Annotated in this window: 13 protein-coding genes; 6 read left to right on the top strand and 7 right to left on the bottom strand. The window is 71.4% G+C overall.

Features of this window, described 5'->3' with window-relative positions; all coding sequences use genetic code 11:
• Window positions 1–7: 7 nt before the first annotated feature.
• The 6 genes from AB0B64_RS45045 to AB0B64_RS45020 form a co-directional block, all read right to left on the bottom strand.
• Complete coding sequence (locus AB0B64_RS45045) at window positions 8–1,354, bottom strand: HAMP domain-containing sensor histidine kinase (RefSeq protein WP_358187369.1); 1,347 nt, start codon at window positions 1,352–1,354, stop codon at window positions 8–10.
• Window positions 1,351–2,040, bottom strand: coding sequence for a response regulator transcription factor (locus AB0B64_RS45040; RefSeq protein WP_358187363.1), 690 nt, complete (start codon window positions 2,038–2,040; stop codon window positions 1,351–1,353). Before AB0B64_RS45040 ends, AB0B64_RS45045 begins: the two co-directional genes overlap by 4 nt.
• Before the next feature lie 277 nt (window positions 2,041–2,317).
• Window positions 2,318–3,826: a cytochrome P450 gene (locus AB0B64_RS45035; RefSeq protein ID WP_358187359.1), complete on the bottom strand. Its 1,509-nt coding sequence runs from the start codon at window positions 3,824–3,826 to the stop codon at window positions 2,318–2,320.
• Entirely contained in the window at window positions 3,820–4,890 is a 1,071-nt protein-coding gene (locus AB0B64_RS45030; RefSeq protein ID WP_357955863.1) for an alpha-hydroxy acid oxidase, read from the bottom strand. Before AB0B64_RS45030 ends, AB0B64_RS45035 begins: the two co-directional genes overlap by 7 nt.
• Entirely contained in the window at window positions 4,890–6,473 is a 1,584-nt protein-coding gene (locus AB0B64_RS45025; RefSeq protein WP_357955661.1) for an NAD(P)-binding domain-containing protein, read from the bottom strand. The genes AB0B64_RS45030 and AB0B64_RS45025 overlap by 1 nt, the downstream gene beginning before the upstream one ends.
• A 72-nt stretch (window positions 6,474–6,545) precedes the next feature.
• Window positions 6,546–8,099, bottom strand: a complete 1,554-nt coding sequence (locus AB0B64_RS45020; RefSeq protein WP_358187350.1) for an AMP-binding protein — start codon at window positions 8,097–8,099, stop codon at window positions 6,546–6,548.
• Between the two features lie 115 nt (window positions 8,100–8,214).
• Between AB0B64_RS45020 and AB0B64_RS45015 the strand changes: the two genes are divergently transcribed.
• On the top strand, window positions 8,215–8,490 hold the full coding sequence (locus tag AB0B64_RS45015) for a sulfotransferase (protein WP_358187347.1): 276 nt from the start codon (window positions 8,215–8,217) through the stop codon (window positions 8,488–8,490).
• On the opposite strand, the gene tnpA is transcribed toward AB0B64_RS45015, so the two are convergent.
• Window positions 8,412–8,828 carry an IS200/IS605 family transposase gene (gene tnpA, locus AB0B64_RS45010; protein WP_358187341.1) on the bottom strand — a complete coding sequence of 139 codons (417 nt, stop codon included), beginning with the start codon at window positions 8,826–8,828 and terminating at the stop codon, window positions 8,412–8,414. The genes AB0B64_RS45015 and tnpA overlap by 79 nt on opposite strands.
• A gap of 23 nt (window positions 8,829–8,851) precedes the next feature.
• Here tnpA and AB0B64_RS45005 point away from each other — a divergent pair, with 23 nt between their 5' ends.
• The 5 genes from AB0B64_RS45005 to AB0B64_RS44985 all read left to right on the top strand — a co-directional run bounded on the left by AB0B64_RS45005 (window position 8,852) and on the right by AB0B64_RS44985 (window position 13,369).
• Entirely contained in the window at window positions 8,852–10,111 is a 1,260-nt protein-coding gene (locus AB0B64_RS45005) for a transposase (protein WP_358187336.1), read from the top strand.
• A 53-nt stretch (window positions 10,112–10,164) separates the two neighbouring features.
• Window positions 10,165–10,761, top strand: coding sequence for a sulfotransferase family protein (locus tag AB0B64_RS45000; protein ID WP_358187333.1), 597 nt, complete (start codon window positions 10,165–10,167; stop codon window positions 10,759–10,761).
• 29 nt (window positions 10,762–10,790) lie between these two features.
• Window positions 10,791–11,189: a YchJ family metal-binding protein gene (locus AB0B64_RS44995; RefSeq protein WP_357955655.1), complete on the top strand. Its 399-nt coding sequence runs from the start codon at window positions 10,791–10,793 to the stop codon at window positions 11,187–11,189.
• A gap of 9 nt (window positions 11,190–11,198) precedes the next feature.
• Window positions 11,199–11,654: a DUF6221 family protein gene (locus AB0B64_RS44990; RefSeq protein WP_357955653.1), complete on the top strand. Its 456-nt coding sequence runs from the start codon at window positions 11,199–11,201 to the stop codon at window positions 11,652–11,654.
• Window positions 11,655–11,719: 65 nt separating this feature from the next.
• A complete protein-coding gene (locus AB0B64_RS44985; protein ID WP_358187325.1) occupies window positions 11,720–13,369 on the top strand; it encodes a RecQ family ATP-dependent DNA helicase in 1,650 nt (549 codons plus the stop codon).
• Window positions 13,370–13,383: the final 14 nt, after the last annotated feature.

Here is a 13,383-nt window from a genome sequence, read left to right as displayed (position 1 = left end):
TTGCGGATCAGAATCGCCGCTCAGGCTCGCGGTCCGAGCGGTCGGAGCGGCCAGAGTGGTCGGAGTGGTCGGCAGGCTTGGTGGTTTCGGCGGGCTTGGTGGGCTTGGTGGGCTTGGTGGGCTCGTTTCTTGGCCGCGGGCGGTGCGGGACGGTGGGGTCCGCCGGGAGGCGGACGGTGAACACCGCGCCCGCGCCCAGCCGCCCGTCCGCCGTGATCGTGCCGCCGTGCCCGTCCACCACCTCCCGTACGAGGGCCAGCCCCAGCCCGAAGCCCTGGCCGACGAACCGGGTGAACAGCCGCTCGGAGTCGGCCGGATCCAGGCCCACCCCGTCGTCCCGCACCGTGAGCTCCACCACCTCCGGGCCGCCGACGATCGTCATCCAGATGTGCCCGCCCGCACTCGTGTGGCCGAGCGCGTTGTCCAGCAGGGCGGAGATCACCCGGCGGAGTGCCGACTGCGCCCCGCGCACGGTGTGGGCGTCGAGGCCCTGGCGGTGTACCTCGATCGTCACGCCGTGCGCGGCGGCGCGGGCCGCCTCGGCGACGGCCAGTTCCTCGGCCAGCGCCGCCAGGTCGACGGGGACGAACGGCCGGCGCAGCTGCCTGAACTGGGCCGACACCAGCAGGTCCTCGACCACCTCGCCCAGCTGGCGGCTGCCGGTGACCAGCTGGTCGGCCTCGTCGATGACCAGGATCGGGTCGGTGCCGCGCCGCAGCTGGCGGGCCACGAGCTGGGCGCGGGTGTGCAGGCGGGTCAGCGGGGTCCGTAGCTCGTGGCTGACGTCGGCGGCGAACCTGCGCTGGCGGGCCAGGGCCTCGCCCAGCGGCGCGATCGCCCGGCGGGCGAGGACCTGGCCGATCAGCAGCGCGGCCAGCAGCCCGGCTAGCTCGGCGGCGGCGATCGTGCGCAGCAGGCGTTGCCGTTCGGCGGCCTGGTAGCGAAGGTCGATCACCGCCTGGGTCGCCACGTCACCGCGCCGCTCGGTGCGTACGAGATAGCTCTGCCCGGCCAGCTCGGCCTGGGTGACCTGCGGGCCGCCGCCGGCGGCGGCCAGGTACAGCGCGGTGCGCAGGGGGAGCGCCGCCGGTGCGCCGGGAGAGGCCTGTACGGTGCCGTCGCGTAGTTCGAACAGCCACATGCAGGGGGGAGGGTGAGCGACGGAGCCGTGCTGGGTCGCGGCGGCCAGGTCGCGCCGTGCGGAGGCGCTCTGGTCGCTCACGGTGACGCAGTAGACCATCACCCCGAAGAGCGCGAGCACCACCGAGATCGCGCCCGCCACCTGCACGGTGACCCGCCGGCGGGCCCGGTTCAGCAGACGCCGATCCGGATCGGCGGCCAGTTGCCCCCTCACAGCTCACCCAGGCGGTAGCCCACGCCTCGTACGGTGCTGACGATGCCCGCCCCCAGCTTGCCGCGCAGGTAGTAGACGTAGGTGTCCACGATCGCGTCGGTGCGGGCGCCGTCGAAGACCCGCTGCCGCAGCGAGGCGCGTGTGTGCACCTGCCGCGGCCGGATCGCCAGCGCGTGCAGCAGCCGCGCCTCCTGGCCGGACAGGGTCACCTGTTCGCCGGTCGGCAGCCGTACGGTGTGGGCCTCCGGATCCAGCCAGCCGGCGCCGACGGGCAGCAGCCCTGCCTGGTCCAGGTTCCTGCGGTGCAGCGCCCGTACCCTGGCCAGCAGCTCGTCGATCTCGAACGGCTTGACCAGGTAGTCCTCGGCGCCCGCGTCGAGCCCGGTGACCCGGTCGGCGACCGTGCCGAAGGCGCTGAGGACGAGTACCGGCACAGTGACGGCCTGCCTGCGCAGCCGCCGCAGCAGGTCGATGCCGTCGACCACCGGCAGGCCCCGGTCGACGATCATGGCGTCGTAGGCGCGGCTCAGGCCCAGGTGCAGGCCACGCTGCCCCTCCAGGGCCAGGTCGACCGTGTAGCCCTCGTCGGTGAACAGGTCCACCAACATGCCCCCGAGCTCGCGGTCATCCTCCACGAGCAGCAGCCGACGGGCGGGGGCGCCGGCTGTACTCGATGTCCCAGCCACGGATCAACCGTTGCATCACCGCCGCAGAATTACCAGGGTCCCGACAAGTGTTGACATTTCAGGAAATGGTGGGCTGGGCGGCGGCTGTCTGCTTCTCCAGAGGGCGGGGCTGTTCGGGGTCGGTTCTCCCTGCCTGCTCGAGGCGTTCGGGTCACCGGCGGCGACCAGCGCCATCGTCGGCATACCATTCCTCCGCTCGCAATCCAGACAATCAGCACAATCGGTTGGGTGACCGGTCGGCTGGGACGATCAGCGGGTGATCGGCTGGGCGGGATGGTCAGTGGGCGACCGGCTGGCCGTCATCCGCGAAGTGGCGCTCGCACAGCCGCTGCCTGCGCGCGTCCCAGACCATGTACGTGCCGAGGACGAGCTGGACCAGGCTGCGCCAGACGTCCTCCCAGCGGTCCCTGAATCGCACGAACAGCAGCAGTGGCCGGTGGGCGGCACTCCTGCGGGCGTAGCGCGGGGTGAGCAGGCACGGCCCCCGGTTGGGCAGGGACCGGGTGTGGGAGGCGGTGGAGTCCAGGGCGTACAGGCGCAGGATCTCCTCCGCCGCGACCCGCATGGCGATCGGCGCCAGCCGCCAGGCCGGGCACGGCCGGTTCGCGGCGACGCCGAACGGGATGTGGTTGAGCTCACGGACCGCCGTTCGGTGAGGGCGGGGGTGGGCCTGGTCGAACCGGTCGGCGTGGGAGCGGCCCGGGTCGAAGTGGTCAGGGTGGGATTGGGCCGGGCTGAAGTGGTCAGGCTGGGATTGGACCGGGTCGAGGCGGTCGGGGTGGAGGCGAGCCGGGTCGGACCGGTCGGGGCCGAAGCGGCTGGGGTCGAAGTGGTCGGGGTCGGTGAAGCCCGCGCGGTGGAACTCCGGGTAGTTGAAGCACAGCACCGAGCCCGCCGGGATCACCGTGTGCTCGTCCAGCGGGATGTCGCCGGTCGTGACGCGGTGGGCGATGCCGAAGAGCGGGTAGAGCCGCAGCGTCTCCGCGATCACCTGGTCCAGGTAGCGCGGACCGCCCGTCAACGCCCTGGCCTGTACGTCCGGGTGCTGCGCGAGGACCATCAGCAGGTGGGCCATGGCCTCCGACAGCTGGACGACCGCGGTGTTGAAGAAGGCCCCTTGCAGATAGAGCGCCTGCTCCCTGGCCGACAACCCCTCGGGGAGCGGCTGCCGTACCAGGGGCAGCCGGTCCATGAGATACCGGGTCAGCCGGTCGCGCCGGTCCATGTGCCGCAGCCCGCAGCACTTGAGCGAGGTGACGACGTCGTTCGCGTTGCCGGCGATCAGGTCGCGGGCCGTGCGCGGGCATGGCCTGCCGAAGACCAGCTCGTACGAGAACTCCGCCCAGAGCGGCATCATCAGGTCGCGCAGCCGGACCAGCCCGCCCGCCTCCCGCAGCGTCCGGGTGACGCAGCGGCGGGTCAGCTCCTCCGCTTCCGTACGCGGGATGGACAGAAAGCCGCGCGTGGCCCGGGCGACGGCGTCATACCGTTCGCCCGCCTCCAGGTGCTCCTGGTGCATCTCGGGGCCGGGCGCCAGCCAGTACCAGAACAGGTCCGACAGGGCGGCGCCCTTGCTCCGGCCGCCGGCCGCCGGATGGGAGTAGACCTCCTTGAACCGCTCGATCCCCACCAGATCGCCGGGCACCGGGATGCCCTCGTCCCCGTTGACCCGGTTGAAGACCCGTACACGCAGCGCCACGACCCGGCCCGGCAGCCACCACGGCAGGCTCAGCACCGCGACGACGGCGAGCGCCGTGGCCACTGCGGTCAAAGCTCCGGTCACCACGGTCGTCGCACCATCCCCGGTTCGAGCTCGTCGATCGACGCGCAGCCGCACAGGGTGAGCGCCCGCTCGACCTCGGTACGCAAGAGGCTGAGCACCCGGCCCGCGCCCCGCTCCCCGTCCGCCGCCAGCCCCCAGATCACCGGGCGGCCCACCGCGACCGCGGCGGCGCCCAGCGCCAGCGCCTTCAGCACGTCGGTGCCGCGCCGCACACCCCCGTCCAGCAGCACCGGGACGGTTCCGCCGACGGCGGCCACGATGTCCGGCAGCAGGTCGACGGCGGCCGGGACCGTGTCGAGCTGCCGGCCGCCGTGGTTGGAGACCACCAGCGCCGAGACGCCGTGGTCGAGCGCCGGGCGTACGTCGGCGGGATGGGCGACGCCCTTGAGCACGATCGGCAGCGCCGTCATCTCCCTGAGCCGGTCGAGGTGCGCCCAGGAGATCTCCGGTGACATGACGATCGGCCGCACCCGCGCGCCGTCGCGCAGGTTCTCGCAGCGCAGGCCCTCGGGCAGGTCGTTGAAGCCGTTGCGCCGGTCCCGGGGCCGCGCTCCCAGGGTGGGGGAGTCCACCGTGACGACCAGCGCCGTGCAGCCGGCCGCCTCGGCGCGCCGGACGATGGTCTCGGTGAAGGCCAGGTCCGGCTGGATGTAGAGCTGGAACCAGAGCTTGGCCCCAGGCGCCGCCGCGGCCACGTCCTCGACGGCGACCGTGGACGCCATGGAGACGATCATGATCGTCTCGGCGGTGGCGGCGGCCCGGGCCGTGGCCCGCTCGCCCTCGGGGTCGGCCAGCCGGTGGAACGCGGTCGGCGCCACCAGCACGGGCATGGCCGCGCGGCTGCCCAGCAGGGTGACGCCGAGCTGGAGCTTCCCGGCGCCGCGCAGCACCCGCGGCACCAGCGCCAGCCGGTCGAACGCCGCCTCGTTGGCCCGCAGCGTGACCTCGTCACCGGTCCCGCCGGCGAAGTAGTCGTAGTGCGCGGGGTCGAGACGCGCGCGGGCGGCGGCCTCGAACTCGCCGAGCGTGTCCATCTCGCCGGTCTCGAACTCGCCCAGCGTGTCCATCACGCCGGCACCGAGGCGGCCTGGCGGGCGAAGAAGGCTCGCAGCGGCGCGACGTGCACCTCCGGGGAGGTCCAGTCGTTCTCCAGGTTCTCGGTGATGTGGTGGACGGCGGCCGGCGCGCCGGGCCGGTGATGCCGTACCACCGGGTGCAGGTAGTGGCCCTCGTGGGCGCGCGCGGAGTCGCTCTGCCGGATCCGGCCGACGGCGATGTCGAAGGGGTCGACCGTGTCGTGTTCCGGCCCGTACTCCAGGGTGATCGCGAAATGGCCGGCGTCGCCGATCGGCGGGTCCTCCAGGTCGACCGGCAGCTCTTCCAGGTAGCGGGCCCCACCCCGGCCGTCGGGGACGATGACGTCGGCCAGCAGCCCGAACTGCTGCCACAGCGCCGAGGAGCGGTTGACCCGGTCGAGCACCGCCGCCGCCATGGCCTCCGGCTCTGCGGCGAGCTCGCGGCCGGGCCACGGGACGCCGTGGTACCTGTGCTCCAAGACGCGGTGCAGCGAGCGCGTGCCGTACCTGAAGCCGTGGATGAACCCGCTGGTGCCGCGCTTGAAGTCCCGGGACTGCGTCAGCGTCCCGGCGAAGTAGAGGCCGGGCACATTGACCGACTCGTAGGCGGGGGTGAGCGCCGGGAACCGGTCCTGGATCATCAGCTCAGGACGGCACCCGTCGTCGAAGATCGAGGCGTCGAACCGGAAGCCGGTGCAGACGATCACCCGGTCGTACGGGATGTCCTTGGTGACCTCGTCGGCGCGGGCGAAGCTCACCGTCACCAGGTACGAGTCGTCGGCTTGCTGCTCGATCCGCTTGACCGAGCCGTCCAGCACCGCGTTCTGCGATTTGAGCTGGTAGGTGTCGAGGAAGTTGTTGTTGACCGCGCGCAGGTGGCCGACGAAGTGGGTGCGCCACGCCATGCGTACGGAGTTCGGGCCCGCGACGTGGATCACCGCGGCGGTCTCTACCAGATTGTCCGCCGTCTCGAAGGCCGAGTTGCCCTTGCCGATGACGAGCACCCGCTGGTTCACGTAGCCGGACGGGTCGGTGGCGGCCGTGCCGTAGAGCTCGGCGGTCTCGATGCCCGGTATCTCCGGGATGTTGGGCCGGCTGACCCCGGTCGCCACGATCAGGCGCTTCGCCTCGTACGACCGGCCGCGCTCGTCGGTCACCCGGAAGGGGCCCATGCCGGGCGCGCGGGTGATGTGGACGGCGCGGGCGTCGTGGACGATCCGCAGGCCGCACGCGGCGGCGTAGTCGGCGAGGTAACGGACCATGTCGTCGGCGGCGGGGAAGTAGCGGTCGCTGTAGCGGGTGAACAGCAGGTCCGGGTCGTCCGACAGCAGGGAGTTCCAGTCCATCCGGAGGTTGAGCTCCGGGTCGGAGGTTCCGTTGTACCTCTTGTTGATCGAGATGAGCGTGCGATGGCGCGGGAAGGTGCGGAAGAACATGCCCGGCGTGGGACCGGCTTCCAGGATCAGGTACGACCGGCCCGCTTTTTCGAGGAAATATCCGAGTTGCAGCCCCGCCGGGCCGGCGCCGATCACCAGGTAGTCGAGGGCGTTGTCCGGCACGTAGGCCTCCGTCACAGCGATGTCATGAAACGAGCGATGTCATGAAACGGACGACCTCAGTGTTGGCGGGCGATTCTCAGAGAATGCTCAGAGCATCCGCCCGCCGGGCTGGTCCAGCAGGGCGCGCTTGTCCGGTTTGCCGCTGGCGGCGACCGGGACGGCCGACACCACCGTGATCGTCCGGGGCACGCTGTCGTCGCCGAGTTCGGCGCGTACCAGGGCGGTCAGCGCGTCGCGGTCCGGGGTCCGCCCGGCGGCGGGCACCACGAACGCGTGTACGGCCTCGCCGGTCAGCTCGTCCGGCGCCCCGGCCACGTACGCCTCGTCCACGTCGGAATGAGCGGCCAGCACCCGCTCGATCGGACCCGCGTACACCACCACCGCGTTGACCATGATCACATCCCGGGTCCGGCCGACCAGGTACAGGAAGCCGTCCTCGTCCACGTAGCCCAGGTCGCGGGTGCGCAGCCGGCCGTCCCGCAGCGTGTCGCGGCTCTCCTCCGGCTGCCCCCAGTAGCCGGACATCAGGTACGGGCTGCGTACGTGGATCTCGCCGGTCTCTCCCGCGGCCACCTCCCGGTCCGCCTCGTCCCGGACGCTGATCTCGACCCCCGGATGCGGACGGCCCACCGAGGCCACGTTGCCCCGGGCGATGTCGGCGGGCGTGAGCATCGCGATGTTGCCCGCCTCGGTCTGGCCGTAGCCCTGGTAGACGACCGGGCCGAGCCGTTCCACCGCCGCCGCCAGCCGGGACGGGCTGAGCGGGGAGCCGGAGACCATCAGCGCGCGCAGGCTGCCGACGTCGACCGGGTCGTCCTTGAGCAGACGGAGCATCTGGTACAGCCGGGGCACGGTGATGATGGAGCCGGTGATCCGGTGGCGCTCGATCGCGTACGGGAAGACCGGCCGCCCGTCGTCCTCCGGGATCACCGCCGTCCCGCCGCCCAGCAGGCACGGCGCCAGGAACTCCATGACGACCATGCTGGCCAGGGTGCCGAACAGCAGGTAGCGCCCGAACGACTCGGCGAGCGCCGCCGCGACCGGGCCCCACACGCGGGGCTGCCACGCCCAGTGCTCGCTCAGCGCGCGGTAGGTGATCGCGCAGCCCTTGGGCCGCCCGGTGCTGCCGCTGGTGAAGGTCAGGGCGGCCACGTCGTCGGGCCGCGCCGTGACGGCGAGGGGGCGGCCATCGTCGGCGCGCGCCAGCAACTCCGCCAAGGACAGCACGGGAAGCGGCCCCTCAGGTGCCGCGCTGGACCGGTCGACCAGCGCGGGAAGCGGCCCCTCGGGTGCCGCGCTGGATCGGTCGACCAGCACGGGGAGCGACCCGTCGACCAGCAGGACGTCGACTCCCATCCCCAGCACGTGGGCGAGTTGCGCGGCCGGGTAGCCGGGCCGGACGCCCACGACGCGGCAGCCCAGCGCGTGCGCGGCCATGTGCGCCGCGAATGCCTCCGGCGAGACGGCGGTCCGGATGGCGATGCCCCGGCCGGGCCCGAGCCCGGCATCGGCCAGCGCGCCGGCCAGCCGCCGGATCATCTCCAGCAGCTCACCCCGTGAGACGGTCCGGGACCCGTGCTCGAACGCCACGCCGCCGGGCGAGCCCCGCAACGCGTCGAGAAGGGGAAGCGGGAACAGCATGGTCGGCTCCTCACCATTGCGGCGGTCGGCTGCGACATGTATCTGGTCATATAACCCAGTTGTCACGTTAGGGATCGCGGATCAGAGGCCGATCAGAGGCGGGAGGGAGCGCGAGGTGAAGGTGATCGGCGCGGGGTTCGGCAGAACGGGGACGGGGTCGCTGAAGGCGGCGCTGGAACTGCTGGGGTACGGCCCCTGCTACCGGATTCGTCGGCAGTGCTCCGGCCTTCAGGCCGGTGGTCAAGCGGACTCTCCCGCATATCGGGGCAGGAACAGCCGATTCGCCGCCAGGCGGACCAGCGTCTTCTTGGCTCAGAGCGGTCGGTTCTGCTGCTCGATGTACTGGCGCACGGTCGACAACGGTGGACCACCGGCGGATCCGGCGAAGTAGGAGCCTGACCACAGTTTGGTGGCCCGGTAGTAGTGGGCGGCCAGGTCGGGGAATTCTTGCCGCATCCGCCGGGAGGAGACGCCCTTGAGGCTGTTGACCAGCTTCGACAGGGCGATCTTGGGCGGGAGGGTGACCAGGAGATGGACGTGGTCGGGGCCGCCGTTGAACTCTCGGAGTTCGGTTTCGAAGTCGGCGCACACGTCCCTCATGATCTCTTCCATGCGGGTCAGGTGGGTGTCGGTGAACGCCTTATGCCGCAATTTCGTGACGAAAACCAAGTGCGCGTGGAGCAGGAAAACACAGTGCCTGCCTGTCCGGATATCACTGTTGTCGGCCATAACCCAACTGTAGAATCGAGGCCGTGCAGCTGCGTTACTCCTTCCGCCTGGACCCCACCGTCGGCCAGCGGATCGCGCTGGCGCGGGCGTTCGGGTGCGCGCGGGTGGTGTTTAACGACGCGCTCGCGTTGCGCCGCCACGCCCACGCCGAGGGGCTGCCGTTCATCACCGATGGCGAGCTGTCCAAGCAGGTCATCACCGAGGCCAAACGACGTCCCGAGCGGGTGTGGCTGGGCGAGGTGTCGGCGGTGGTGCTGCAGCAGGCCCTGGCCGACGCCTGCGCGGCCTACCGCAACTTCTTCGCCAGTGTCAGCGGCAAACGTCACGGGCCGAAGATCGGCCCACCCCGGCTGCGGTCCCGTAAGGACAACCGGCAGGCGATCCGGTTCACCAGGAACTCCCGGTTCACGATCACGGCGGGCGGGAAGTTGTCGCTGCCGAAGATCGGTGATATCGCGGTGCGCTGGTCACGCCGTCTGCCGTCCGATCCGTCGAGCGTGACGATGATCAAAGACGCGGCGGGCCGGTACTTCGCGTCGTTCGTGGTCGAGGTCGCCGAACGGCCGTTGCCTCGCATCGAGGCTGAGACCGGTATCGATCTGGGGTTGGGGCATTTCGCGGTGCTGGCCGATGGCCGGAAGGTCGACTCGCCCCGGTTTCTGCGTCGGGCGGAGAAGAAGCTCAAGCGTCTTCAGAAGGTGTTGTCGCGTAAGGAGAAGGGGTCGGCGAACCGGGTCAAGGCCCGGATGAAGGTCGCCAAGCAGCATGCGAGGGTCGCCGATGCGCGCCGGGAGTTCCACCATCAGGCCTCGATGCGGATAGTTCGCGAGAACCAAGCGATCTATGTGGAGGACCTGGCGGTCAAGGGGCTGGCCCGTACGCGGCTGGCCAAGAGCGTGCACGATGCGGGCTGGTCGGCGTTTGTGGGCATGCTGGAGTACAAGGCGAAACTCTACGGTCGCACGTTCGCCCGGATCGACCGGTTCCATCCCTCCTCCAAGCTCTGCTCGGCGTGCGGGAACCTGGCGCAGGTGATGCCGCTGAACGTGCGGGAGTGGGTGTGCGCCTGTGGCGTGAGGCATGACCGGGATGCGAACGCCGCGATCAACATCTTGGCCGCCGGGAGGCGGCAGGTCGCCGCTGGACGGAAACCCGAACCTGAGATGGGCGGGAAGCGGAGACCCCAAACGCCTGTGGAGGCAGGTAAGACCCCACACCCAGCGCGCAAGCGCCGGGCACGGGGCACGGCCGACGAAGCAGGAAGCCACCGAAGTGTCGCATGACCATGTGGCACAGGCGGAATCCCCGGGGATTCATTCCGGGAGCGCGTCAACACATGTCCACGGTCATAGGTAGATACCAGGTCCGCCAGTGGCTCGACGTCGGGGAGGGCCGCGCCCGCGACTGGGACGAGGTGTTCACCGGCTTCCCATCGGCGGTGGACTGGCCCGCCGCCTCCTACTGGCGGGAGCTGGCCGAGCACTATCCCGACGCGAAGGTCATCCTCACCGTCCGCGACCCGCGCCGGTGGTACGACAGCGTCAGCGAGACCATCTTCGCCGGCGCCCTGGCCGAACGCCGCCCGATGCCGATCCGCCGCCGCATCATCCGGTGGCTGGTCGCGCGCCGGGCACCGGACTTCGCCCTCTACCCGCGCATGGCCAGGGCGACGGTCATGGACCGGATCTTCGACGGCCGCGTCGACGATCCCGCGTACGTCATGAAGGTCTACGAACGGCACCTCGCCGAGGTCCAGGCGGTGATCCCGGCCGCGCGGCTGCTGGTCTTCGACGTGCGGGAGGGATGGGAGCCGCTGTGCGCCTTCCTTGGGACGCCCGTACCGGACGAGCCCTTCCCTCAGGTCAACGAACGCGAGGCGTTCCGGCGCAAGCGGACCGGCAGGCAGCTGCGCCTGATCCTGCGCGGGCGCTGACGGTCCCCGCACCGGGCAGAATGAGAGGCGTGCCGCGACGTGACTCGAAATCCGCCTCAGCCCCATGCCCGTGCGGGCTGCCGGCGACCTACCGGGAGTGCTGCGGGCGGCTGCATCGCGGCCTCGCCGCCGCGCCCACGGCCGAGGCGCTCATGCGGTCCCGGTTCAGCGCCTTCAGTGTCGGCGACGCCGGATATCTGCTGCGCACCTGGCACCCGGCGGCCCGCCCGGCCCGGCTCGACCTCGACCGGGGGACACGCTGGACCCGGCTGGAGATCCTGGAGACCACCGGGGGCAGCGTCGTCTCCACCGAGGGCACCGTCCGCTTCCGGGCCCACTACACCGACAACGGCGAGGCGGGCTGCATGGAAGAGCACAGCCGCTTCGTCCGGCACGAGGGCGCCTGGACCTATGCCGGGGCCGACTGAGGGAGAGCGTTGACCTACGACCTGTTGTCCTGGCTGCGCGCCACGATCGAGGGCGACAACGCGACGGCCGAGGCGGCGACTCCCGGCCCGTGGTCCTACGACCCCACCAGGGAGTGGTACGACGGCGACGACTTCGTCACCATGACCAACGGGCAGGAGTTCGTCGGCTTCGGCGACCCGTCGGCCTTCCGTGGCGCGGTCTGCATCACCGGCGACGCCGGTCACGCGCCGTCCATGAGGGACGCCGTGCACATCGCCCGCCACGATCCCCGTGACGTCATGGCCCGCTGCGCCGCCGAGCTGCGCCTGATCGCCGCGCACGGACACGGCGCCGGGGACGGAGACGAAGCCGGGCGCGCGGACGGAGAAGGGCACGCAGACGAGGGGCCCTGCGACACACTGCGGCTCCTCGCCTACGGCTACCGCCATCGTCCCGGCTGGCTGCCCGAGTGGGCGCCACGCTGAGTTCGACGGCCGGCGTTCGGTGAGCGCGGCAGCGGGTACTGGCCGCCCACTACCAGGAGGGGCGTATGGGATTACGGGCGAGGCTCAACAGCCGGTTCGGGCGGAAGGGACGGCGGCTGCGGGCCACGGCCCGGCAGACCTTCGACTGGAAGGACCTGCGGCCGGGCCAGCAGGAGGCGATGGAACACCTGCTCGACGGGCGTGACGTGCTGCTGGTCATGCCGACCGGCGCCGGCAAGTCGGCGGTCTACCAGGTGCCCGCGCAGCTGCGTGACGGCCCCACCGTGGTCGTCTCGCCGCTCATCGCGCTGCAGCGCGACCAGGTGCTCGGCCTGGAGAAGGCCGACGCGGGCGGGGCCGTCGCGGTCAACTCCACCTCCTCGGTCAAGGCGGGGCTGGAGAAGGTCACGGCGGGGGAGGCGGAGTTCGTGTTCCTGTCGCCCGAGCAGCTGGCCAAGCCCGACGTCGTCACCCAGCTGGCCAAGGCCGAGCCGTCGCTCATCGCGGTCGACGAGGCCCACTGCGTCTCGTCATGGGGGCATGACTTCCGCCCCGACTACCTGCGGCTGGGCAAGGTGATCGAGCGCCTGGGGCATCCGCCGGTGGTGGCGATGACCGCTACGGCGGCGCCGAACGTCCGGGAGGAGATCGTCCGCTCCCTCGGGTTGAAGGACCCGGTGCAGATCGTCCGTGGGTTCGACCGGCCCAACATCCGGCTGGAGGTACGCCGGTTCGTCGGCGACGACGACAAGAGCCGGGCCCTGGCCGAGCACGCCGCCTCCCTCGACGGGCTCGGCCTGGTCTATGTCGCCACCCGGCGCGAGGCCGAGGAGTACGCCGCGCTGCTGACCGGGATGGGCCGCCACGCGGAGCCGTACCACGCCGGGATGCGGGCGGCCGAGCGGACGCGCGTGCACGCGCTCTTCACGGCGGGCGAGGTGGACACGGTGGTGGCCACCTCGGCGTTCGGGATGGGGATCGACCGGCCCGATGTCCGCTACGTGCTGCACGCGTCGCCGCCCGAGTCGCCCGACGCCTACTACCAGGAGATCGGCCGGGCGGGCCGGGACGGCGGGCCCGCCCGCGCCGTGCTGTTCTACCGGCCGGAGGATCTGGGCCTGCGCCGCTTCTTCGCCAGCGGCCGGGCGGACGCCGAGGCGTTGCTGCGGGTGGCGACCCTGGTGAAGGAGCACGGCGGCACCGTGCCCGTCACCGAGCTGCGGGCCCTGCTGGAGGTGGGCGCCTCCCAGCTGACGAGCCTGGTCAACCTGCTGGAGCAGGCCGAGGCGCTGACCGTCACCGACTCCGGCGACCTGCGCTACGCGCCGGGCGGCCCGCCGCCGGAGCAGGCCGCCGCGCGGGCGGTGGAACTCGACGAGATCCGGCATCGCGTCGACGACTCGCGTATCGACATGATGCGCGGCTACGCGGAGACGACCGGGTGCCGCCGCCGCTTTCTGCTGGAGTACTTCGGCGAGCCGTACGACACGGCCTGCCGGACCTGCGACACCTGCCAGGACGGCCTGGAGCCCATCGCGACCGGGGAGGGACCGTACCCGCTGCACGCCAAGGTCGAGCACCAGGCATGGGGGCGGGGCACGGTCATGCGCCGCGAGCCGGACCGGATCACGGTCCTGTTCGACTCGGTGGGCTACAAGACGCTCGCCCTGGCCGCCGTGGAGGGCGTTCTGCGACGCGCGGACGACGCGTCGTAGGTCAGGGGTCGTAG

Origin of the sequence: Nonomuraea sp. NPDC049129 (assembly GCF_040648495.1) — a bacterium.
Taxonomy (GTDB): Bacteria; Actinomycetota; Actinomycetes; order Streptosporangiales; family Streptosporangiaceae; genus Nonomuraea.
The sequence above is the reverse complement of the archived record's forward strand: the minus strand, read 5'-3'. Positions and strand labels throughout refer to the sequence as shown.

Coding starts and splice junctions, on each gene's coding strand:
- AB0B64_RS45030 (WP_357955863.1), bottom strand. CDS start 4,890: ATGGACACGCTGGGCGAGTTCGAGACCGGCGAGATGGACACGCTCGGC.
- AB0B64_RS45020 (WP_358187350.1), bottom strand. CDS start 8,099: ATGCTGTTCCCGCTTCCCCTTCTCGACGCGTTGCGGGGCTCGCCCGGC.
- tnpA (WP_358187341.1), bottom strand. CDS start 8,828: ATGGCCGACAACAGTGATATCCGGACAGGCAGGCACTGTGTTTTCCTG.
- AB0B64_RS45000 (WP_358187333.1), top strand. CDS start 10,165: ATGTCCACGGTCATAGGTAGATACCAGGTCCGCCAGTGGCTCGACGTC.
- AB0B64_RS44985 (WP_358187325.1), top strand. CDS start 11,720: ATGGGATTACGGGCGAGGCTCAACAGCCGGTTCGGGCGGAAGGGACGG.